Below are 22,435 nucleotides of genomic sequence, written 5' to 3'. Positions count from 1 at the left end.
TTTGAGTAACCTATGTTTGTCGAAGAGAAGGTTAAAAATATCAAACTGTATCTCAATCAAGGATGATTGACAGACTGTATTTTTTACGGATTACTTGCGGGAATATATCCCTTTAGTAATCCGTTTTTTTATTTAATTCACGCAGTCTACATTCTGATTGTTACCCTATCGATTACTAATACGTTAACCAAAAAAAATAAATTTAGGTTTACAATAAAAGATTATCAGGATATTATTTATTCATACATAGATGTCGACTCTAGTAAATTCTAAACTTGAAACAAAGCAATGGAGGACAAAAAGTGAAAACAAAAGAGATGGTATTTGCAGCTTTATTTGCAGCATTCATTGGGGTGCTTGGTTTGATTCCGCCCATTCCACTAGGTTTTATCCCTGTACCCATTACCGTACAAACGTTAGGCGTTATGTTAGCGGGATGCTTCTTAGGGAAAAAGACAGGAACGATCAGTATCGTTTTATTTATCATATTAATTGCGATTGGTTTACCTCTATTATCCGGTGGACGAGGGGGGCCTTCCGTATTCGTATCACCAACGGTTGGATATCTCCTTAGCTGGCCAGTGGCCGTATTCTGTATCGGATATGCAACAGAGAAGATATGGCCAAAGTTAACCATCTGGAAAATGATCATCATCAACTTCGTATTCGGTGTATTGCTGATCAGTTTAATCGGTGCTCCGGTTATGGCTCTGATCACAGGTACATCCATCTGGGCAGGACTTGTGGGAGCGACAGCTTTCTTGCCAGGAGACTGTATTAAAGCAGTGATTGCAGCTATTATTGCTTCACAATTGAAATCCGTTAGCCCGATTGAAGAGAGAGTAAACAACGGATAATTTATAGTTAAGTAAAATCAAACAATTCAACATAAATCTGTACATAGGTGTGATAAAAGATGAATCTAGTTGAATCTTTTCTGGATTATGCATATCAGCAGCCGGACCATATAGCCCTATCTCATGGTAGAGAGAGCCGAACGTATTCGGAATTAGTACAGAGGATGAAACAAATCGCACAGGGACTATTCCAGCATGGACTCATTCAAGATCAAGTCGCTATTTTGTCGATGAATCGTATTGAATTTGTAGAAGTATTTCTTGGGGCTGTTTATGCAGGATGTGTACCGGTTCCCTTAGATCCGAAATGGAGTAGTAAAGAAGTAAATACGATTATTCAAGAGTGTAAGCCAAAAATGATGTTTACGGAGACTAGATTCGTTAAGAATCTAGTCTTTCAGGCTAGAGAAACAGAAGTTCTAACTTTTGGGGATAAAGAGGAAGGTTCTTATGACCATTGGATTGATGCTTTTAAGCCGGAAGCTATGATGGATGACACCAATGAATTATTATTCATTGGTTTTACATCAGGAACAACAGGTACGCCCAAAGGGTTTATGCGTACTCACGAATCATGGATTAGAAGCTTTGAAGCGACAAGCGAAGCATTTGAACTAGACCACATCGAGCACATGATTGCACCAGGTCCACTTGTGCATTCCTTATCGTTATTCGCACTAATGCAGAGCCTGACTAGTGGCGCGACCTTTCACATGATACAACACTTCAGTGCAAGAGAAGTTCTTGAACTGTGCGAAAAGTTTCCTAATATGATCTTGTTCGTCGTACCGACGATGATTGAGTCCATGCTGGAGCAGGCGATCCCTGGGAAGACTCAAGTTCAAGCCATCATTAGTTCAGGTGGAAAGTGGACGGAAGCATCCAAGCAAAGGAGTAAGGAAGTATTTAAAGTTGCACAAATGTATGAATATTACGGCTCATCTGAATCAAGTTACATTAGTTATTTGAATGTTAATAACGAGTTGAAAATGAATTCCATTGGCAAGCCCTTTTCAGGGGTAGAGATATCAGTCCGGGATGAATATGGTCAGGAAGTACCCGCTATGGTTGCTGGGCAGCTCTACATACGTAGTGAGATGATGTTCTGCGGCTATTATCATTTACCCGAAGAAACGAAGGAAGTGTTCAAAGACGGTTGGCTGATCCTTGGAGATTATGTATATCTGGACGAGGATGGTTACTTGTATTTAGCAGGACGTTCTAAAAATAGGATGGTGACCGGTGGACTTAATGTATTCCCAGAGGAAGTAGAGTCTGTACTGCTACAGCTTCCGGAAATTCATGAAGTCATGGTACTAGGTATGCCAGATCCTTATTGGGGAGATCAGGTTACGGCACTTGTGAAATGGACAGGAGCAAATCGGTTATCTATAGAAGAGATTAAACAATATAGTCGTCAGCATTTAGCAAGTTTCAAAGCACCTAAACAGCTGATCACGGTAGAGGAGTTCATTTACACGAGCAGTGGGAAGATAGCTCGCCAAGCGATGAAAGAATACATGAAGAGAGTGATCTTATGACAGAAGCGGTGATTGTTATGGCAAAACGTACACCTATTGGCAGAATGGGAGGCGTTCTAAGTCACCTTGAACCAGAAAGCTTATTATCGCCACTTATCCAGCATATTGTAGCTGAAACGAAATTACCTCCAGAATCGATTGATGATGTCATCATCGGTAATGTTGTGGGCCCAGGTGGAAATATTGCAAGAGTTGCGGCACTTGAAGCAGGATTGCCTGTCTCTGTTCCGGGCGTTACGATTGATCGGCAATGTGGTTCGGGCTTAGAGGCTATTAACATAGCGACGCGACTTATACAAAGCGGTGCAGGCGAGATCTACTTAGCAGGTGGTGTGGAAAGTACAAGTCGCGCACCATGGAAAATGGAGAAGCCTCATACATTAATGGGTGTACCTAAGCTATATACTCGGGCTCATTTCACACCAAGTTCCTACGGCGATCCGGATATGGGTATAGCTGCAGAGAATGTGGCCCTTAGATACGGGATATCTAGAGAAGAGCAAGACCTTTATGCATTGAAAAGCCATCAAAAAGCGATACATGCTCAGCAAACGAGGCGATTTGAGCAGGAGATCGTACCTCTTCAGGTTCATAATGAGTGGATAACGACTGATGAATGCCCAAGAGCCAATACGAGCTTTAATAAGCTGCAGCAACTCAGGCCGATCTTCTTGGAACAAGGGACGATAACGGCTGGTAATGCCTGTCCGATCAATGATGGGGCTGCTCTAATATTAATCATGTCTCGTGAAAAATGTGAGGAGTATAGGCTAAAGCCTATTCTACGTATCGTGGATGCTCAAGCAGTTGGAGTTGATCCAAATGTGCTTGGTATGGGTCCCGTTCCTGCTGTTCAAAAGGTGCTGCGTCGTAGGCAGCTGTCCGTGGCTGATCTTGACATCGTGGAATTTAATGAAGCATTTGCCTCACAAGTACTGGCATCACTGAATCAGCTTCAGATTTCAGAGGAGAAGGTGAACTTAGGAGGCGGTGCACTCGCTATTGGTCATCCATACGGTGCATCTGGGGCTATTTTAGTAACACGTCTATGTGCTGAAATGCTATTTAACCCTTATAAAAGAGGTCTTGCTACGCTAGGTATTGGTGGTGGTATAGGAATAGCTACACTTGTAGAGGTCGTGGAATGAACAGGATTTGGCATCAACTTCATGTTACAACAGAGTGGATTACGTTATATGCACACAGTATCGAAGCCCCCCTGCAGAAAGTAGGGGGAAAGTTGATGGCCCCTGCGACGATGCCCATCATTTTCTGGCAAGAGTTTGATATTCCATGGCTGGATCGGAGTGAATCTTTGATTCACGGTTCGCAGTCATTTGCATATGAAGCACCACTTATGGCAGGAATGCTCTTAGACTGTGAGTTAGCATTAACGAAGGTTGAACGAAAATCAGGGAGTCAAGGGAAAGGGATACTGACATTGTTAACCCATACTCTTACGGGTAGATGCGGTGGCCAGCTTATTTTCACAGCTGAAACGGTGTTAATTCGGGTAGGTGATGAGCATTGAAGAAACGAATATCGTTTGAATCCATCCGGCAATATGCATCGGCTTCTAAAGATGCAGCAGACATTCATCTTGATGCCGAAGCTGCAGCATGTGCTGGATTCAAACGACCTATTGCACATGGGATGTATATTATGGGATTAGCACAATCCTTATATATTCAAGAGCACCCTGATCAATGGATCACATCGTATAAACTGAGATTTCTAAATCCACTTTATGCCGATTCGGAAGTGGAATTTGAATTTGAAGTGGCAGCTGACTATATTTTAGTGAAGGTTACTGGAGAGGATGGCGAAATGATTGCATCCGGGACGATGTCAGTGAAAGAGAGGCAGCCATGAAAAAAGTAGCGATCATCACAGGATCAACGAGGGGCATCGGGCGCAGTATTGCGGTGAATCTTGCACATTCAGGTTATGAGGTTGTTGTGAACGGGACCAATCAAACACTAATCAATCAAGTCGTACATGAAATTCATGAAGCGAATGGGGGTGCGATGGGGTACTGTGCCGATGTTACTGATCCTAATCTAGTTACTGATATGATAGATGCGGTTACAGCTGAATATGGACGTATCGACGTTCTAATTCATAATGCCGGTAATTTACAGGATCAACTGTGTCTTCGCATGACTGATGAAGCATGGAAGTCTGTAATGGACACGCATCTTAATGGCGCATTTTATATGATAAATCGCGTTTTGCCGTACATGCTGAACAATGGAGGAGACATCATTCTGATGACTTCTACGGCTGGATTAATAGGTTCGATTGGGCAGATGAATTACAGTGCGGCGAAAGCGGGAATACTCGGCATCGTGTGGACACTAGCAGCTGAATTGAAGAAACATCAGATCAGGGTAAATGGCATTTCACCAGCAGCTTTAACGGATATGACGGAGCCTGTTATTAACCACCTAAAGCAAAAGTATGATCGGCTGAATGAGCCATTTCCAGAATTCTGGCGGGTCGGAGAAGCAGAGGATATTGCTCACTTCGTGTCATCTCTACTTGCACAGCCCCATCCAGAGTTAACGGGTGAAATATTCGGTGTGAATGGCTCTAAGGTAACGAAATGGCAAAAGCCTCAGCCTGTCTTTTCCGAAGACAATATTGACGCATTCTTCGCTACATGGTTAGAACAGAAGGGAAGTACATAGATGCTTACATTTAATCAAGTTGATTTTTATTATAAAAAAGGCGAGCCTGTGTTAGAAGATATCAGTTTCACCATAGATTCTGGTGAGTTCATAGCGATTGTTGGTGCGAACGGTTGTGGTAAGTCTACCATTGCAAAGTTGATGGATGGACTCGTGCTTCCGAAGGGAGGCAGCGTACAGTTTAACAATCTTAACACGTCAAGTCCGGAGGATCTGATCCAAATACATGAACAGATCGGTTTTGTTTTCCAAAACCCAGAAGATCAATTCATTACAACAACCGTAATGGATGAGATATTGTTTGGACTCGAGAATATTCGAGTGCCAAGGGAAGAAATGCTTGATCGTCTCCAACATTCATTGAAAGCTGTTCAAATGGAGGGCTATTTAGAAGCGATGCCTCATGAACTTTCTGGTGGTCAGAAGCAGAGGGTAGCCATTGCGGCTATTCTGGCTATGCGCCCACAGATGATCATCTTCGATGAGGCAACCTCCATGCTTGATCCCAAGGGAAGAGAGCAGGTCATTTCGGTTATGCATGAGCTGCATCAGCAAGGCATGACGATCGTTTACATCACACATCATATGGAGGAAGTGCTATCCGCTGAGCGTATGCTTCTTATTCATCAGGGGAAACTCGAATACGATGGTGATCCGCTAACTTTCTTTGAAACGACGAATGCTGCTAATTATCAATTACAATTGCCTTTTGCCGTGAAGCTTCATCAAAAGCTGCAACTCCAAGCACCACTGATTGCGGATTGGAAGGAGATGATTGGCTCACAATGGTCTACCAACTCAACAAAATAAGTGTTCATTATTCTGGTCATACAGCCTTGCACGAAGTAAGCTGCACCATTCAAGAAGGAAAGTGGATATCTGTTATCGGGCAGACTGGTGCAGGCAAGTCTACATTTGCTAAAGTGTTGAAGGGATTGATTGCCGACATTGAAGGGGAATATCTGATTGATCATCAGCCCGTTACTAGAGACACGAAAGGGCAACTAAAGGTTATCCCTGATATCGGATTTGTATTTCAATATCCAGAACATCAGCTATTTGAAACGACGGTTCATAAGGAGCTTGCCTTTGCACCAAAACAGCACGGATACACAAGTAAGCAGATCATGGAGAGAATTCAGGTGATTTTGCCTCAAGTAGGTCTATCAGAAGATATCCTTCCATTACCGCCATTTCAATTAAGTGGGGGACAGAAGCGCCGTTTAGCGATCGCCTCTGTGTTCATGATGGACCCGAAGGTACTGATCGTGGATGAACCAACAGCGGGACTTGATCCGGTCAGTCGTGTAGCTATGTTGCAGTTATTAAAAAATTGGCAGCAACAAGAGAATCGTACCCTGATCTTCGTGTCACACCAGATGGAAGATGTTGCAGAGTACTCTGACGAGGTCATCGTATTTCAAGGTGGAGAGATTATGGGGCACTATGATACTAACACTATTTTTATAGAGAAATCTCATTTATTAGAGGAACTTGGTCTATCACTGCCAGAATCTGTACAGCTATTAAAATTGTTAGAGGAATTATCAGGCGTTAGGATTCAAGTGGCGAGCTGTAGAGAAGAAGATATTATGAATGCAATCATGTCAATCTGGAATACAAGGAGCGTCTAAATGGCTAATACTGTATTAATAGGTCAATACATAGAGACGCATTCCATATTTCACCGACTGGACCCAAGGACAAAACTTATTGGCATCGCTATGATTATGCTGAGCTTTCTGATGCTAGACTCTAGCTTAAGCTATGTGCTTGCTACCCTTGTTGTTACTAGTTTGTTGATGTTATCGAAGATTCCGGCTCGTGTGATTTGGAGAGGTATCAAGCCTATTTTATTGATTTTATCCTTTACATTTCTATACCATGTGATCTTCACGAAAGGAACGGTCATTTGGTCTTGGTCATTCATTGAACTAACGAGGGAAGGGCTACGTAATGGGATTCATTTCGTCTGGCGTATTGTATTACTTGTCTTGCTAGCTTCCATTCTAACATTAACAACAAAACCGCTAACACTCGCTCATGGTCTTGAAAAATTGCTATCACCACTATCAAAGCTGAAGATTCCTGTGGAGCAGTTTTCGTTAATGATTGTTATTGCGATCCGGTTTATTCCAACAATTCAGCAGGAGCTAGATCGTATACTCCTCGCGCAAAAGGCCAGAGGCGTAGATATAACAAGTTTATCGCTGCCTAAGCGCTTTTTAGCGTATATCCCGATTATAGTGCCACTACTGTTTACAACCATCCAGCGTGCTGAACAACTGACCTACGCTATTGATGCACGTGCTTATGGTAACGGCAAAGGAAGAACTCGCTTTGAACAATTGGAATTTCAGAACCTAGATTATCGAGCTGGTGGAATAGCCATAGTAGTTGCATTGATTCCAATCGTATTAAACTCAAGTGGGATCTGAAAGATCTTATAGCGGAGGCGCACAACATGAAATGGAATACTCGTATTACTGAATTATTGCATATTAAATATCCAATCATTCAAGGAGGATTGGCTTATTTAGGTTATTCAGATCTGGCGGCTGCCGTTTCGAATGCAGGGGGACTTGGACAGATCACAGCTATGAGTCTTCCGAATGAAGAGGCTCTTCGTCAAGAAATTCAACGTGCACGGCAATTGACAGACAAGTCTTTTGGTGTGAACTTTGCAATTGGCATGCATGGTGTTTCCTATATGGATCGAGTTGAGGTTGCGATTGAAGAGGAATTACCTGTAGTAACGATCACCGGCGGAAATCCTACCGAGATTTTAAAGAGACTTGAACCTACTAATATACGTGCACTGGTGCTTGTTTCTTCAAAGAGACAGGCACAAAAAGCTGAACAATTAGGAGCATCTGCAGTAATCGTGGTGGGACAAGAGGGTGGAGGACATCTGGGGCGTGACGATGTTGGAACCATGGTACTCGTTCCTCAGGTTGTTGATGCCGTATCAATACCTGTTCTAGCTTCAGGAGGGATCGGAGACGGTCGAGGATGGATGGCTGCTCACGCACTTGGTGCAGAGGGAATTGTAATGGGTACGCGATTTATTGCAACGCAGGAATGTGTTCATGCTTCTTATTCCTATAAAGAGGCGCTAATAGAGAGTGCTGAAATGGATACGGTCGTCATAAAACGCTCAATCGATTCTCCTGCCAGAGTACTTCGAAATGAGTACGCTGACAAAATAATTGAAATCGAGCAAGTCTCACCAACATATGAAGCTCTAAAAGATTATATTAGTGGTGAAACCAACAAACGGTGGATTTGCGAAGGGAATAAGGAGGAAGGCTTTGGTTGGGCAGGCCAAGTCACAGGCATGATACATGATATCCCAACCGTATCTGAGTTGATAAACAGAATGGTTAAGGAAGCTGAGTGTATTCGAAGAGTGTGGGGAAGTTAAACATGAATAAGGAATTGTTATACAAGAGAAAAATCTTCCTCGTCAATAAAATAGACAGCTGATAGCTGTCTATTTTTTAATTGATTTGTATCGCTATTGAACCAAATAAGGGATTAGCCGTAACTTGAAATCAACGCTATTCACTTTCCATACTCCATTGATATAGATCAAATTACAGATTCGATCCTCTACATAATCCTGATCACCAGTTAAAGTGGGACCGAGTACCGTAGATTGTATCCAGATAGCGGAATTCTTACTTGTATAATTAACAGTGGTTACTGGAGGTTCTTGGTTTAAATCCGTCGATCTTAATTCGTTATTCTTCATAATGGAATCAATGAAATAATCCGTAAAAGATGCTTTGAAATGAGAATTTATATTTTTAATTAACGATAGGTCTGCTGCTTCATTCAATTTCTGAGATAGTTGCTGCAGTCGAGTGCCTGTAATTTTTTGGACGGTTTCATAGGTTGGTTGCTTGATGTTGACCACAATTTGCAAGCCATCCAATGTAAGATGGGCTTCTTTGGATTGTTGATTCCAAGTCACATTTGCACCTAGTGACTGACTTATAAATCGAAGCGGGACATAAGTAGAGCCATCAATAATCTGAGCCGGAGAGTCAGTCTCAATATATTTAAGGTCGTATTCAAGATCTTCAGAGACAGATGGAGTAAGCACAATTCCTCGATTAACGTTTGTCGCTAGTAGAATTTTAGTATCACCTTTTTGTAAGGATATGGTCTTTTCGTTCTGATACCACTTCACAGGTATATTGAATTGTTCAGAGACAGCTCGTAATGGAATGAAGACACGATTATTGAGTATGAGCCCATGGTCTATGTTAGCATCTTGTTTCGCCGCATAAACCGGAGATGAAAGTACGGGTACGAACAGTAAAACGATCGCAGCCAACTTTAAAGTAACTCGTTTAAACACATAACCCCTCCTATGATTACTAAACTTATCCAATATCTTAGTTGTACATTACACCCATGAGTTATTAAATTCAAATAAAAAAACTGTTTTACGTGTTTGCTCGTCTTCATTTACAGAACGTTTTATAGAGAAAGGAAAAGGAGAGGAGATCATGATGGGCTCCCAAGCCGAGATGAAAAAGGTGGTGCTGGCAGGAACGGATGAGGAGACCGATTTTTACCAGTCCATTATGGAACACCAAGATACACTGATTAGTATTGCATATAGTTACTTGCGCAATCGGCATGATGCCCTCGAAGCCGTGCAGGAGATGACTTGCCGAGCATGGGTTAAGCATTCAACATTAAAAGATAAGAAGGCATTCAAAGCCTGGATCATTCGTATCTTGATCTATGTTTGTATTGATGAACAGAGACGACGTAAACGGGCAGTACTGTTGCCTGATGAAGAGTTGGAAAAAGCCACTCGTGAACATGCTTTTGAAGGATTCAATCATGACAGACTTGTGATATGGTCTCTTCTGAAAGAGGTGAAACCCAAGTATCGCCATGTGCTGCTTCTAAAATACTACAATGACATGACATTATCAGAGATTGCTGCGATTCTCCGCAAGCCAGAGGGGACGGTAAAGACCTGGCAGCATAAGGGGCTGGAGCAATTAAGGAAATTAATGAAAAATCGGGGGGAATGGCAAGATGACTAGTCAGGAAGAGCAAGCTATGTTTACTGAGGCAGACGTTATCCAACAAGAACAGAAGCAGCACTTACATCCTATGGATGCGACATATGCCATTCAGCGTGGGTTTGCGATGGGACGGACACGACGGAAATCACGATCTTTTACGATGAAAATGGCGGCTATATCCCTCACAACCATCATGGCTATTGGTTTATTGTTACTTAGTCCGCTGATGGACACCCACGCTCCGCAGCCAGCACAAACAGCACAGGTAGTCAATGAAAGAACGATGGACTGGGGTACCCTGGATAAGTTTAAGAGTATGGCCGCCTACGATATTGATGGAGGTACATTGGAGTCTGCGATACGAAATGACTATATACAGGTGATCAACAAGTCGGCGAAATCAGGACCTTACCAGATTACCATCGATGCCGTTACTGCAGACGAGAACAAGTTAATCTTGTTGTATACGGCTACATCAGATTCGACTCGGGAAATATATGATGTGAACAGTGTTCGCATGACAGACATACAAACAGGTCGTTATCTAGGGAATACGTCGAAAATTGGTGGCTTGGAAGGTCAGAGCTGGCAGGGGCGTTCAACGTTAGAATTTGATCGTAGTAAGCCTTTACCGAATCGTATTGAAGTCGATTTCCAAATTGCCTCCGTTGATCCCGGTAAGCTTTCTGATCCCAAGACAGGCACGATCCGTTCAGAGATGAACTATTCAGAGCGAATAAAGGTAGAGTTCGACTTGGACCCGAAATTTTCTTTAACCAAGACGGAGATATATAAACCGGATCAATCGTTTATGCTTGGCGATCATCAAGTGTTGTTATCCAAGGTTGAAGTTTCTCCGCTGATGACAAGAGCTACATTCGTATATAATCCTGGGAAAACAAATAATTTTAAAACTAGAACTTCAATTAGCGAAATGCTTAATCACCATGAAATTGTCTCAGAAACGGCTGAAGGGAAAATGTACAAAGCGCCTAGTATCTCAGGAGGCGGAACTGAGGACGGGATGCAGTATGTATTTGGCAGCAATATGCTGGATGAGCCCCAATCAATCGTTTTGAAGTTATCTCCTGAACTCAACAGATCAAAAACAACAGTACAGGAACATGAAGAGCCTGTAATTGAGCTTAAAATAAAATGAGAGTTCTGAAAAGTTGATCCTATATGGAGAATAGGCACCTAGCGTTCGTGTTAAGTCCACATTAAGTCGCCTTATTGGCTCAAAATCAGATCATTCATAAAAGAAAAGAGCAGACCTAAATGCGTCTTCTCTTTTTTTCTTTAATAACAAGAGCGAAATCGAGATAATTCACGATAATAAGGGTGTTGAGCCTTTGTAATCGGTATCATGAAATGATATCCGGTATTTTTAAACCGATTTGTGTCTCTTTGGATCTTTACAGTAAGTACGGGATGGGAGTAAGATTCATTCATAATCTTGAATGTGATTCCAGTTTGGAAGCAACATTGAATAGTCCTAGATCGCTGAATTCTTAATCAGAAGCGGGGGAACCATTAAGATGAGGCTAATCTCATCTCAGGGGTGAATCACTTGGCTAGTTGCTAAGTGTAGGGATACTTTCGATCCCGAATCCGTCAGCTAACCTCGTAAGCGTTATGAAAGAGGATTTGTCGTGAACTTTGTTTTTTCAAGTCACGGGAAAGTCCAACTTTCCTGTGGCTTTTTTGATGTGCCTAAATGCTGATACGGGACGCCGTAAGACACATCCATTCCTATAATTTTATCCACTGGCGGTGAACTAACGATGGCAGCATTAAAAAGACTTTTGATAGGTCGACCATTGAAATCGAACGAGTTAGGAGAACAAAAACTTAACAAGAAAAAAGCACTAGCCATCCTATCCTCGGATGCTTTATCATCCGTGGCATATGGTCCTGAACAAATCCTACTTGTTCTCATTACAATAAGTGGAGCAGCTCTTTGGTATTCAATACCTATTGGGATCGGAGTATTGGTTCTACTAACGGCCTTGATACTTTCTTATCGTCAGATCATTTATGCTTATCCGCACGGTGGTGGAGCGTATGTTGTATCTAAGCAAAATCTAGGAGTTCTCCCTGGACTTGTTGCCGGGGGTTCTTTACTCGTGGATTATGTTTTGACTGTAGCGGTCAGCGTCTCAGCAGGAACAGATGCATTAACTTCGGCATTTCCAGCACTCCATGAACATACGGTGAGTATAGCTGTTGCATTTGTCATACTGATCACAATTCTAAATCTCCGTGGAGTAACCGAATCTGCTACGGTGTTAGCATACCCTGTCTATTTATTCGTATTTGCATTATTTATTTTGATTGTGGTGGGTATGTACAATATATTCACGGGGCATGTTTCTCCAGATTTACATGCTCCGATCGGTACGCCAGTTGCTGGAATTAGTTTGTTTTTACTCTTAAAGGCATTCGCCTCAGGAAGTTCGGCACTCACAGGCGTTGAAGCGATTTCCAATGCAATTCCTAACTTTAAAGATCCTGCACCTAAAAATGCAGCAAGAACACTAATGGCCATGGGAATCCTGTTAGCTGTATTATTCTCAGGGATTGTATTCCTTGCCTATTATTATGGGATAGCACCAACAGCGCAGGAGACCGTCGTATCTCAAATAGCCAAGCAGACTTTTGGACGTAATTTTATGTACTTCTTTATCCAGGGAACTACAGCACTTATTCTTATTCTTGCTGCCAACACAGGCTATTCAGCATTTCCGCTTCTTGCAGTTAATCTAGCTAAGGATAAATTTATTCCAAGAATGTTTACCGCACGGGGAGATCGGTTAGGATATTCGAACGGTATTATGATTCTCGGCTTCTTATCCATACTGCTGATTATTGCTTTTCATGGTCAAACCGAGCACCTCATTCCCTTATACGCAGTGGGTGTATTTATACCATTCACACTTTCTCAGACAGGGATGATGTTGAAATGGATTCGTGAGAAACCGGCAGGATATGTGCCAAAACTCTTGATTAATACAATAGGAGCATTGATCAGTTTAACGGTATTCCTAATGTTCTTCATGACTAAGTTTTCACAGGTATGGCCATTCTTTATATTCTTACCGGTCATCGTGTATGTGTTCTATCGAATTAAGAAGCATTATGATGCTGTTGGTGAACAACTGCGCATCTCAACTTGTGAACCATCGGTTGAAATCAAAGGTAATGTTGTTATTCTGCCGGTGTCAGGAATAACTCATGTCGTTGAGCATTCATTAAACTATGCGAAGTCTTTATCAGCTGACCAAGTTATTGCACTCTACATTCCGTTTGAAAGAGAAGAGTTAACTCGATTCGAAGAAAAGTGGAAGAAGTGGAGACCCGATGTTAGGCTTGTGACGATAAATTCTCCATACCGGAGTATTATTCAGCCATTAGGTAAATTTATTGATACAGTGCAGCGTAAAGCGGCTGAATCTCAATATCAAGTAACGGTCGTAATTCCTCAATTCATTCCTAAAAAAGGCTGGCAAAACCTACTTCATAACCAAACCAGTCTTATGATTCGTGCATACTTGCTGTATCGGAAGGATGTCATTGTTACGACAGTTCCATATCACTTAAAGAAATAGATGATATAAGTTCCCCACTTGAATACACGAAAAAAACAGCGTTAGGCTTTTTTTAAAGCCAACGCTGTTTTTTTGAACAATCAAAAGATTAAACCCATTATTCGTTATCCATATCCAATAAAATGTTAATCATGCTTGATCGGAAATCGCCACTGTACATACATTCGTCGATTTCTGTAAGGTAAGTAAACAGAAAGTACCCGGTCACATCTTCAATTTCTTCATCAATGGCCTCTGATGCCTTAGTTAGATAACAGAATTGAATGGTTTCTTCCGGATTCAGGATACCTAGTGGGTAAGGACAGCCTTGAAGCGGAATTTCGTGTTCATCCTCTAGAATGACCACACCTTTCTCAAAAACGTCTATGTCTTGATTCCATCCGTCCAAGCTGAACTCTGCTGCGAGTGATCCAGTATTCTTGACCGTAATCGTAAACGATAGTAATTCGCCAAGACCAACCAAGTAATGATCCGGAACGGCTGTTACCATGAAGTTTGGAGCTAACAATTCAACGGTGACCTTATCGGAAAGTGACATTTGACGAATGAGACGACCATCTGGAATACGGAATGTAAACGTAACAGAAGCTTGATTTTCTGCAACAATGGATGCTGGGGGAGGAGCTTTTATCTTCTCTACAATTGCATCAAAAGTCACCTTCACTTGTTGATCCGGTCTTATTGTCCCTAGAAATATCCCTTGTGAAAGATTGGCTCCATGTACTGGATTACCATCCATAAGTATACTTCCAGGAACGAGAGATAGGTGTTTCGGAAGAAGGTCTTTTAGGGTAGCATCCACGGCGAAATCGCCATCATTGCTAATGTCGCATTGGTAACGAAGTGTGCAGCCGATCGTAGCTCTCTGCTTATTAACACTTTTTCTGATAATTACGATGGGCTGGATTACATTCACAAAAAGTTCATTCGACTGAACCGAAAGCTCTTCGCTATCAACCGAGTATTGTAAATACCCCTGCAGGGGAAAAGGATTAATCTCCACCGAATCGCAAATTCGAAGATTGACTTTGATACATATCGAAGCACCAGGTTCAATAGTACCCAGAGGTATACCATCCTCAGGTTGAATCGTTGGATTATGCATATCATCAATCACGACACTACCTGGAACGAACGTCACTCCTGATGGCAGCGGAACATAGATCACCGAACTGGCAAGAGCAACATGCCCCTGATTCAGTACCAATAGCTGATAGGTAATTATATCTCCGCTGAACGTCTGGTTTGTGCTGACTTCTGCAATCAGTGACACAAAATAGGGGAGTACGGTGATTGATGTCGAATTGGAGTGAATTGTACCAGTAATCGTCCTTCCTTCTAGTGAGCGGAACTTATAGTCGGCTCTTCCCATATTGCTGACTTCGAGTGAAGGAGGGATGGATACTAATATCACCTGAAAAACGACATGAATCGAAGAGTTCATATATACTTTTCCAAGGTTAACACCATTATTCGGGTTGGCACCCGGAAGCGGAACACCATCTTTTAACAAGCTGTTAGGGATAAAGGAAATCTCCTTAGGTAAAGTATCATACAAGATGATATCCGCATCACGGTTGCCATCATTCTGGATCGTGAAGCTATAAGTTATGGTCTGATTGAGTGTAACTATCTTCTCATGCACAAATTTATTGAATTTCAAGATTGGACCGACCCAGGGAGTATCGACCGTATTGGAATAGGCTACGGACTCTGCCCCATTAATACTAAAACGGACCATGGTTTGATTTTTTAGTATAAAATCTGGGGTCAGTCCGGACTTCATAGTGTCGTCACCTGTACCTGGAATGTAACGATTACCGTTACGTTTGGAGCAATTGTACCGATAGTGATGCCCGTATTCGGATTCGCGGTAGGCCGTGAAAGACCGTCAACGGTAACGCTACCCGCTACAAAGACCGAGCCTGTTGGAACAGGGTCAACTAGCACGACGTTATTGACAGCTTCAATTCCGTTATTCGTTACGCTAATACTGTACGTAATGATATCACCAACGACCGCATCAATGGATTGCGTGCTCTTGACAACCGAAATGTCTGGAGAAGAGACCGGAATTGTTACTACATTCGATAATGCCGTACCTGTACGGATCTCACCGTCCGGATGCTGGAACGTATAATTTATGGTTGCTTGATTCACGAGCTGCTGTGGATTCGGCAAGGTATCGATTGTTACCTCCATTGATACCTTAACAATAACAGTGGTGCCTGGATTAATTGTGCCAACACTAAAGCCCGTTGAAGGGTCTGCACCCGGCTGTGGAATTCCGTTTACCTGAATGCTGTTAGGGACAAATACCGCTCCTGCAGGGACTGGATCTATAAGTGTTGCTATTGCAGGTAAGTTACCTGTATTCGTGAGAGCCACATTATATACGATTGTATCCCCAACCGTTGCATTGGACGTGTTAGCACTTTTTACTGCATTAATGATCGCTTGGTAGACTTCAATGTTATTGATATTTGAGAAGGTTGTTCCTGAGAAGGCGCCCGACGTAAAACTTACAGAAGATTGATTCGACAGTTGTCCTGTTGCTGGTATTGAAATGACGGTTACGTTAAAAGTAACTGTCACTACAGCGCCTGGAGCAATCGTGCCGAGCGATATGCCAGTGGCTGGATTCGCGGTCGGTACGGAGGTTCCATCCACTGTAACGCTACCAGACACAAATTGGGTAGCAGGTGGGATCTTATCAGAAAATACTACATTCGTCACATTTTCGATTCCATTATTCGTAATCGTAACGGTATAAGGAATGACGGTTCCGAAGGAAGCATCTGTAAGCGTAGAAGTTTTGACCACGGACAGGTTAGGTGCGGATACCGGAATTGAAACAATATTGGAAGTAATGGAGCCATTGATAACCCGCTGATCCGGTAGGGTATAGGTATAGGTCGCAGAAGCCTGATTGATCAACTGTGCTGATGCTGGTACAGCATCTACAGTAACAGAGAACATGACGACCGCCCCCGTTGCAACCACACCAAGTGGAATACCCGTAGAAGGGTCCGCCCCAGGGAGCGGTTGGCCATTCAAAAGAACGCTGTTAGGCTGAAAAGTTGTTCCATCTGGTATCGTGTCGGTCAATGTGACGGATGCTCCGAAATTACCCGTATTGTTGATTGAAATAGTGTAAGAAACCGTATCCCCCACGGTCGCGTTCGTTGTATTTGCACTTTTCACAGCGGTCAATTTGGGCTGATAGATCGGTGTTGAAACCGTATTTGAAAAAGTAACCCCCGAGAAAGTTCCGGATGAGAAGGTTACCGTAGATTGGTTATTTAAAGCAGATGCTGCGGGAAGTGAAGTAACCTTTACTTGAAAGATCACCGTTACGGTGTCACCAGGAGCAATGGTTCCAATGATGACGCCAGTTGCTGGATTGGCGGCAGGGCGGGCTGCTCCATCAACAGTTAGGGACCCCGTTACAAATGTAGAACCTGTGGGAATGGGGTCGGTAAACTGAACGTTACTCACACTGGCAATTCCACTGTTAGAGATCAGTGAAGTGTAAGTCACGGTATCTCCAACGGTGAGTGCCGTTGATGGTGTACTTTTGACGACGTTAACATTCGGTGCTGAGACTGGAATGGATACCGTATTAGATACGGCTGTTCTTGTTATGATACGTCCGTCAGGCAAGGTAAAGACAGCTGATGCAGTCCCTTGATTCACGAGCTGCTGCGGAGAAGGCAATGTGTTGATCACAACCGAGAAAATGACTGTCGTCGTCTGACCAGGTCCAACAACTCCAGCATTAATACCGGTGATTGGATCGGCACCAGCTTGCAGAGAACCGTTCACCAGCACACTGTTTGGAACAAATGCCGTACCTGCGGGAATATTGTCAGTTAACTTTACTTGCGCTCCAAAGTTACCTGAATTGTTAATCTGAAAAGTATAGCTGACCGTATCACCGACACTTGCATTGGATGTGTTGGCACTTTTGGAAACGGTTGGTACCGAATTATATACTGGTGTTGTGACCGTATTGGAATTGGTCAAGCCCGAGAACGCACCAGAAGTAAAGGTTACGGTCGCTTGGTTGTTTAGCTGGCCTGATGTAGGTACCGTGTTAACTGTTATGCTGAAAGCAACCGTGGTGGTTGCTCCTGGATTGATCGACCCCAAAGATATTCCACTCAACGGGTTTGCGGACGGAGCAGCGGTTCCGTTAATTGTTACACTGCCGTTAACGAAAGCTGTACCGCTCGGAATAATATCTGTGAATTGTACGTTGTTTACAGTTTCGATACCGGAATTGGTTACCGCTGTCGAATAGATGACTGTGTCACCTACAGTTGCAGCAGTTGACACAGTTGATTTAGTAACGCTAACGTTTGGAGCGGACACCGGGACCGTTACTGTATTAGACACAGCGGAGCCGGTTAGTAGCCGTCCATCAGGTGGTGTGAACGTAAAATTTGCAGTTGCCTGATTCGACAAAAACTGTGGGTTTGGAAGGCTAGTAACGACCACTCCGAAGGTAACGACGATGCTAGCATCAGCATTGACAGTACCTAAACTGATTCCAGAGACGGGAGATGCTCCCGGTACGGGACTGCCATTCACAATAACGCTGTTAGGCGTAAATGTTGTTCCGGCAGGAATTGGATCCGTCAACGTAACGGTCGCACCAAGATTACCGGTATTGTTAACCGTAATTGTATAAGTGATAGAGTCACCTACGGTTGCATTGGTCGTACTTGCACTTTTAACAAGAGATATTTGCGGTTGAATGATGGGCGTTGTTGTAATATTGGATGCTGTGGTTCCTGAGAACGTTCCCGATGTAAAACTAACGGTTGACTGATTGTTAATCTGCTTAGGAATCGGCATAGTTATCTTCACCTCAAATGTTACGGTAGCCACAGCACTAGGGGCCAAGGTACCGATTGAAATTCCCTCGGACGGAACTGCTGACGGACGTGATGTACCGTTAACAATTACGCTTTGAGGTATAAATGATGCGTTAGCAGGGATGTTGTCAAGTAAACTAACGTTATTCACATTGGATATGCCATTATTCGTGACAACACTGGTATAAGTCAGGATGTCACCCACGACAACAGAAGTAGTGGAAGTTGTTTTGACGATACTTACGTTCGGAATCGTTACTGGAATTGTTAGCGAATTGGATGTGGAAACAGCAGAAATCTGCCTTCCACCAGGTAAAGTATAGATGTAAGAGGCGGTTGCCAGATTCGTAAGCTGGCGGGAAGAAGGCAAGGATGTGACTGTGACCACAAAGCTGACTACTGCTGTGTTTCCCGGTTGAATCACACCTAAAGGGATTCCTGTTACAGGGCTGACTCCCGGTAAGGGTATATCATTGATCAATACACTGTTTTCGATAAAAGTGGAACCAATCGGGATATTATCTGTCAACGTCACAGATGTAGCCGTATTGCCGGTATTGCTTACTTGAAACTGATAGTTAAAAGTATCACCTACAGTTGCATTCGTTGTACTTGCATTCTTATTGATGCTTATAATGGCTTGATATACAGGGGTAGTAACCGTATTAGATTGCGAACTTCCGGTAAAAGCACCGGATGTAAAGCCAGCGATTGCCCGATTACTCAGTAGAGCAGGACTCGGTAAAGATGTAACCCTAACCTTAAAATTAATGACGGACGATGTTGAAGCGTTAATTGTACCAACAGAGATCCCATTCCCTGGAGTAGCATTTGGCGAAGACGCACCGTTAATCGTTACACTTCCGTTGACGAACGTTGTACCTGCCGGAATCCCATCGGAAACAATGACATTGTTAACGGCTCCAAGACCATTATTAGAAACCGTCAACGTATAAGTTAATAGATCAGACACCGTGACGACGGATAAATCAGCAACTTTTGAAATCGTAACATTCGGGGAGGAAGCTGCGATCGTCAAAGTATTGGAATTTGACGAACCAGATAAGCTCCGCCCGCTCGGAAGCTGATAGTTATAGGTCCCAACTGCTGAGTTGACTATTGTAGGCGGCGAAGGGAGTGAATTCAGGACGACCTGGAAAGCTACGGAGACACTGGTACCTGAAGCCACGGCTCCTACGGTAATTCCTCCGGTAGGTGTTGCCCCCGGAATCGTTACACCGTTCACCGTCACACTATTCGGCACAAATGTTGTACCCGCGGGAATATTGTCGGTCAACGTTACCTGAGCTGATATATTCCCGGTGTTACGGACCAGAAGCGTATATTGGATCGTATCCCCTACTGTTGCGTTTACGGTATTAGCGCTTTTAGCAATCGAGACAACAGGTTGGTACACCGGTGTGGTTATCGTATTGGACAATGAATTGCCCGTAAACGTTCCGGAGCTGTAAGAAGCCGTCGATTGATTGGATAGACTAGCGGGATTTGGCAGAGAAGTAACGATAACTTGAAACGCTACACTGATGGTACTTCCTGCAGCCAATGTACCGACAGGAATGCCGCTGGATGGATTGGCTGAAGGGACACTAGTACCTCCGACCGTAACACTTCCAGAAATGAATGTTGTACCTACAGGGATCCCATCCGTCAGGACCGTATTGGTTACAGCTTCCGTACCATTATTCGTAATGATGGAAGTGTAAGTGAGCGTCTCACCAACCGCTATATCAGATAGATTAGCGCTTTTGGCAACCGTAATATTTGGTAGCGTGACTGGAAGGGTTATGGTGTTGGATGTAGCTGATCCTGATATTGTTCGACCGGCAGAAGGCTGGAAAGTATAGGCCGCAGTGGCCTGATCAACCAGTTGCGGTGGAGAGGGCAGGGAGTTTACAAGTACTTGAAACGTGACCGTTGAGGAGGCTCCTGCTCCGATACTTCCGATTGATACACCTGCTGGGGGATTAGCCCCTGGGACAGCTGATCCATTCACAGCGAAGCTACCATCAACATAAGTGCTGCCTGCTGGAATATTATCGGAAAGTGAAACGGAAGCGGCAATATTCCCTGAATTGGCAACCACAATCGTGTAAGTTACGGTAGATCCAACCGTGGCATTCACTCGATTAGCACTTTTCGTAAGGATGATATTAGGTGACAAGACTGTTACGGTAACTGAATTGGAGGGAATTACTCCGGTTATCGTAGACCCACCGGCGACACTTTGAAAAGCAAAGGAAGTATTTGCAGTATTTACGAGCACTGAAGAGGCTGGCTTGGAAGTTATAGTAGCTCTGTATGTAGCGGTAATAGATGTGCCAAAATTTAAGGTTCCTAACGGTGCACCAGCCACGATATCGTAGGTTGGTTTGGACACGCCCCCAACAGTAACACTCCCGCTGACAAGTGTAAGTCCGGTAGGGAGGATATCTGATAGAACCACGCTGTTTGCATTGGCAGTACCGGTATTACTCACGGTAACCGTGTAAGTTACTACATCACCGATGATACCACTCGATACGTTCGCACTTTTTACGACATTTATTTTGGGTGCATTTATGTCTACTTGAATTGCATTGCCATTGACGGCATAGGCGTCTCCTGACGTTGTTAGGATGAGAACCGCTGAAGACTGATTGTTTATTAGTCTTGCGGAGACATCGACGTTCGTGATATCCCATCCTTGCCTGCCGCCAATGATGTTCGTTCCAGGAGTGCCGTTAGTCTGATTTCGGTTGCCGAACGTGCCTGTTGTATCAAGCACACCTGAATTATTGTTGATTTGTGAAGCGAAAAAATTGTTGGCAAAGTTGTTGGGACCTGATAGAGCCGCTGCCGTGGCAGAAGTCGGACCAAACAACGCCTGATCACCGGTACGGTTGGCGTCTCCCTCTTGAGCACTGAATAATGCTCTGCCACCAAGCCCACCTGATACAGGGGTAGCAAATCCAGTAAGTGTTGTGGTAACAGGATCAGAGGTCGCCTGCACCAGGACAGCACCAGCTCGAATCGACATGTTACGAAAAGGAAGCGTCGGGTTCTGGTAGATAACGCCGAGTGTCCAGCCTGCATGATTACCAGTTGGGTCATTACTAATGACAATGGTCCCTACGACGTTTCCGGTCGTATATGTACCTGCACCTCCTGCCTGAACGAGTGACGTAACATTGGCCGATCTGACATAGGCAGTCATGCCATTGCCAAAATCAACTGAATTCGCAGTTGTTGAATCTGGGGTTACACTGTTCGTTCCTGCCGGGGTAATGAAAGTAACTGGATTATTAATAAATGCGCTGAGATTAATGCTTCCTGAGATTATATAAGAACCGCCCCAAATCAGTTCGGCATAAAGAATCGTGCTGCCTGTTGGAATGCTCAGAATTGCCGATGAACTGTTGTTCAGATAGTTGCTTGTCGTACCCGGAGGATAAGTGCCATAGACAGAACTCGTATTAATTGTTGAAAAAGCACCAATGCTGTCCGATGTACCGGGTACCCCCGCAGTATCTGAACGACTTAGACCGAGAGTATTGCCTGTGAATGTGACAGCACCCGTCGCATTAAATGTTGCTCTGACGATTAGAGGAATAATTTCACCTCCTTAGGACATTCCGTATATTCGACGAAGAAATATCGTTTACTCGACTAAGCATATGAAATGAATGATGCATTTAGCCCCAAATATTTTGTAAAAGTATGCTGCTTTTCTATTTGGATATGACGGCATGGTTGACACAATAACAAAGGGTGACATATAATCAAATGCCACCAAAACGGTATTTATCAT

Annotated in this window: 17 protein-coding genes and 1 riboswitch; of the genes, 14 read left to right on the top strand and 3 right to left on the bottom strand. The window is 43.5% G+C overall.

Annotation, left to right across the window (positions count from 1 at the left end; all coding sequences use genetic code 11):
* The first annotated feature begins 302 nt into the window (after positions 1–302).
* From AC3WJJ_RS02810 to AC3WJJ_RS02765, 10 genes are read left to right on the top strand one after another with little or no spacing between them, the layout of a single operon-like run.
* Entirely contained in the window at positions 303–857 is a 555-nt protein-coding gene (locus tag AC3WJJ_RS02810; RefSeq protein ID WP_422661088.1) for a biotin transporter BioY, read from the top strand.
* Positions 858–916: 59 nt separating this feature from the next.
* Complete coding sequence (locus AC3WJJ_RS02805; protein ID WP_492537820.1) at positions 917–2,398, top strand: AMP-binding protein; 1,482 nt, start codon at positions 917–919, stop codon at positions 2,396–2,398.
* Positions 2,395–3,546 (top strand): thiolase family protein, encoded by a 1,152-nt coding sequence (locus AC3WJJ_RS02800; RefSeq protein WP_492537818.1) that lies wholly within the window; start codon positions 2,395–2,397, stop codon positions 3,544–3,546. The genes AC3WJJ_RS02805 and AC3WJJ_RS02800 overlap by 4 nt, the downstream gene beginning before the upstream one ends.
* Positions 3,543–3,929: an FAS1-like dehydratase domain-containing protein gene (locus AC3WJJ_RS02795; RefSeq protein WP_492537816.1), complete on the top strand. Its 387-nt coding sequence runs from the start codon at positions 3,543–3,545 to the stop codon at positions 3,927–3,929. The genes AC3WJJ_RS02800 and AC3WJJ_RS02795 overlap by 4 nt, the downstream gene beginning before the upstream one ends.
* Entirely contained in the window at positions 3,926–4,270 is a 345-nt protein-coding gene (locus AC3WJJ_RS02790; RefSeq protein ID WP_492537814.1) for a MaoC family dehydratase, read from the top strand. Before AC3WJJ_RS02795 ends, AC3WJJ_RS02790 begins: the two co-directional genes overlap by 4 nt.
* The gene (locus AC3WJJ_RS02785; protein ID WP_492537812.1) at positions 4,267–5,088 is read left to right on the top strand and encodes an SDR family NAD(P)-dependent oxidoreductase; all 822 of its coding nucleotides are present in this window, start codon (positions 4,267–4,269) and stop codon (positions 5,086–5,088) included. Before AC3WJJ_RS02790 ends, AC3WJJ_RS02785 begins: the two co-directional genes overlap by 4 nt.
* Positions 5,089–5,898 carry an energy-coupling factor transporter ATPase gene (locus AC3WJJ_RS02780; protein ID WP_492537810.1) on the top strand — a complete coding sequence of 270 codons (810 nt, stop codon included), beginning with the start codon at positions 5,089–5,091 and terminating at the stop codon, positions 5,896–5,898.
* Positions 5,874–6,722: an ATP-binding cassette domain-containing protein gene (locus AC3WJJ_RS02775; protein ID WP_492537808.1), complete on the top strand. Its 849-nt coding sequence runs from the start codon at positions 5,874–5,876 to the stop codon at positions 6,720–6,722. The genes AC3WJJ_RS02780 and AC3WJJ_RS02775 overlap by 25 nt, the downstream gene beginning before the upstream one ends.
* Positions 6,723–7,526, top strand: coding sequence for an energy-coupling factor transporter transmembrane component T family protein (locus AC3WJJ_RS02770; RefSeq protein WP_492537806.1), 804 nt, complete (start codon positions 6,723–6,725; stop codon positions 7,524–7,526). It begins immediately after the preceding gene.
* 26 nt (positions 7,527–7,552) lie between these two features.
* Positions 7,553–8,512 (top strand): NAD(P)H-dependent flavin oxidoreductase, encoded by a 960-nt coding sequence (locus AC3WJJ_RS02765; RefSeq protein WP_492537805.1) that lies wholly within the window; start codon positions 7,553–7,555, stop codon positions 8,510–8,512.
* A 93-nt stretch (positions 8,513–8,605) separates the two neighbouring features.
* Here the strand turns inward: AC3WJJ_RS02765 and AC3WJJ_RS02760 are convergent, their stop codons facing one another.
* A complete protein-coding gene (locus tag AC3WJJ_RS02760; RefSeq protein WP_492537803.1) occupies positions 8,606–9,454 on the bottom strand; it encodes a copper amine oxidase N-terminal domain-containing protein in 849 nt (282 codons plus the stop codon).
* A 151-nt stretch (positions 9,455–9,605) separates the two neighbouring features.
* On the opposite strand from AC3WJJ_RS02760, the gene AC3WJJ_RS02755 reads away from it, so the two are divergent.
* The 3 genes from AC3WJJ_RS02755 (at position 9,606) to AC3WJJ_RS02745 (ending at position 13,747) form a co-directional block, all read left to right on the top strand.
* Positions 9,606–10,157: a sigma-70 family RNA polymerase sigma factor gene (locus tag AC3WJJ_RS02755; RefSeq protein ID WP_492537801.1), complete on the top strand. Its 552-nt coding sequence runs from the start codon at positions 9,606–9,608 to the stop codon at positions 10,155–10,157.
* Positions 10,150–11,298: a DUF4179 domain-containing protein gene (locus AC3WJJ_RS02750; RefSeq protein ID WP_492537799.1), complete on the top strand. Its 1,149-nt coding sequence runs from the start codon at positions 10,150–10,152 to the stop codon at positions 11,296–11,298. Before AC3WJJ_RS02755 ends, AC3WJJ_RS02750 begins: the two co-directional genes overlap by 8 nt.
* 332 nt (positions 11,299–11,630) lie before the next feature.
* A riboswitch (cyclic di-AMP (ydaO/yuaA leader) is annotated at positions 11,631–11,788 on the top strand.
* Between the two features lie 135 nt (positions 11,789–11,923).
* Entirely contained in the window at positions 11,924–13,747 is a 1,824-nt protein-coding gene (locus AC3WJJ_RS02745; RefSeq protein WP_492537797.1) for an APC family permease, read from the top strand.
* A 97-nt stretch (positions 13,748–13,844) separates the two neighbouring features.
* On the opposite strand, the gene AC3WJJ_RS02740 is transcribed toward AC3WJJ_RS02745, so the two are convergent.
* Together AC3WJJ_RS02740 and AC3WJJ_RS02735 are read right to left on the bottom strand one after the other, a co-directional pair.
* A complete protein-coding gene (locus tag AC3WJJ_RS02740; RefSeq protein WP_492537795.1) occupies positions 13,845–15,533 on the bottom strand; it encodes a hypothetical protein in 1,689 nt (562 codons plus the stop codon).
* Positions 15,530–21,841, bottom strand: coding sequence for a DUF7507 domain-containing protein (locus AC3WJJ_RS02735; RefSeq protein WP_492537793.1), 6,312 nt, complete (start codon positions 21,839–21,841; stop codon positions 15,530–15,532). The genes AC3WJJ_RS02740 and AC3WJJ_RS02735 overlap by 4 nt, the downstream gene beginning before the upstream one ends.
* Between AC3WJJ_RS02735 and AC3WJJ_RS02730 the strand changes: the two genes are divergently transcribed.
* Complete coding sequence (locus AC3WJJ_RS02730; RefSeq protein WP_492537791.1) at positions 21,840–21,971, top strand: hypothetical protein; 132 nt, start codon at positions 21,840–21,842, stop codon at positions 21,969–21,971. The genes AC3WJJ_RS02735 and AC3WJJ_RS02730 overlap by 2 nt on opposite strands.
* Positions 21,972–22,435 lie beyond the last annotated feature (464 nt).

Source organism: Paenibacillus sp. FW507-14B1B (genome assembly GCF_058781425.1).
This window is presented reverse-complemented; position numbering and strand designations above follow the sequence as displayed.

Excerpts from the sequence above, each read along its gene's own strand:
- AC3WJJ_RS02800 (WP_492537818.1), top strand. The coding sequence starts at position 2,395 with ATGACAGAAGCGGTGATTGTTATGGCAAAACGTACACCTATTGGCAGA.
- AC3WJJ_RS02770 (WP_492537806.1), top strand. The coding sequence starts at position 6,723 with ATGGCTAATACTGTATTAATAGGTCAATACATAGAGACGCATTCCATA.
- AC3WJJ_RS02755 (WP_492537801.1), top strand. The coding sequence starts at position 9,606 with ATGATGGGCTCCCAAGCCGAGATGAAAAAGGTGGTGCTGGCAGGAACG.
- AC3WJJ_RS02730 (WP_492537791.1), top strand. The coding sequence starts at position 21,840 with ATGCCATTGCCAAAATCAACTGAATTCGCAGTTGTTGAATCTGGGGTT.
- AC3WJJ_RS02740 (WP_492537795.1), bottom strand. The coding sequence starts at position 15,533 with ATGAAGTCCGGACTGACCCCAGATTTTATACTAAAAAATCAAACCATG.
- AC3WJJ_RS02750 (WP_492537799.1), top strand. The coding sequence starts at position 10,150 with ATGACTAGTCAGGAAGAGCAAGCTATGTTTACTGAGGCAGACGTTATC.
- AC3WJJ_RS02735 (WP_492537793.1), bottom strand. The coding sequence starts at position 21,841 with ATGACTGCCTATGTCAGATCGGCCAATGTTACGTCACTCGTTCAGGCA.
- AC3WJJ_RS02785 (WP_492537812.1), top strand. The coding sequence starts at position 4,267 with ATGAAAAAAGTAGCGATCATCACAGGATCAACGAGGGGCATCGGGCGC.
- AC3WJJ_RS02795 (WP_492537816.1), top strand. The coding sequence starts at position 3,543 with ATGAACAGGATTTGGCATCAACTTCATGTTACAACAGAGTGGATTACG.
- AC3WJJ_RS02805 (WP_492537820.1), top strand. The coding sequence starts at position 917 with ATGAATCTAGTTGAATCTTTTCTGGATTATGCATATCAGCAGCCGGAC.
- AC3WJJ_RS02745 (WP_492537797.1), top strand. The coding sequence starts at position 11,924 with ATGGCAGCATTAAAAAGACTTTTGATAGGTCGACCATTGAAATCGAAC.
- AC3WJJ_RS02775 (WP_492537808.1), top strand. The coding sequence starts at position 5,874 with ATGGTCTACCAACTCAACAAAATAAGTGTTCATTATTCTGGTCATACA.
- AC3WJJ_RS02765 (WP_492537805.1), top strand. The coding sequence starts at position 7,553 with ATGAAATGGAATACTCGTATTACTGAATTATTGCATATTAAATATCCA.
- AC3WJJ_RS02780 (WP_492537810.1), top strand. The coding sequence starts at position 5,089 with ATGCTTACATTTAATCAAGTTGATTTTTATTATAAAAAAGGCGAGCCT.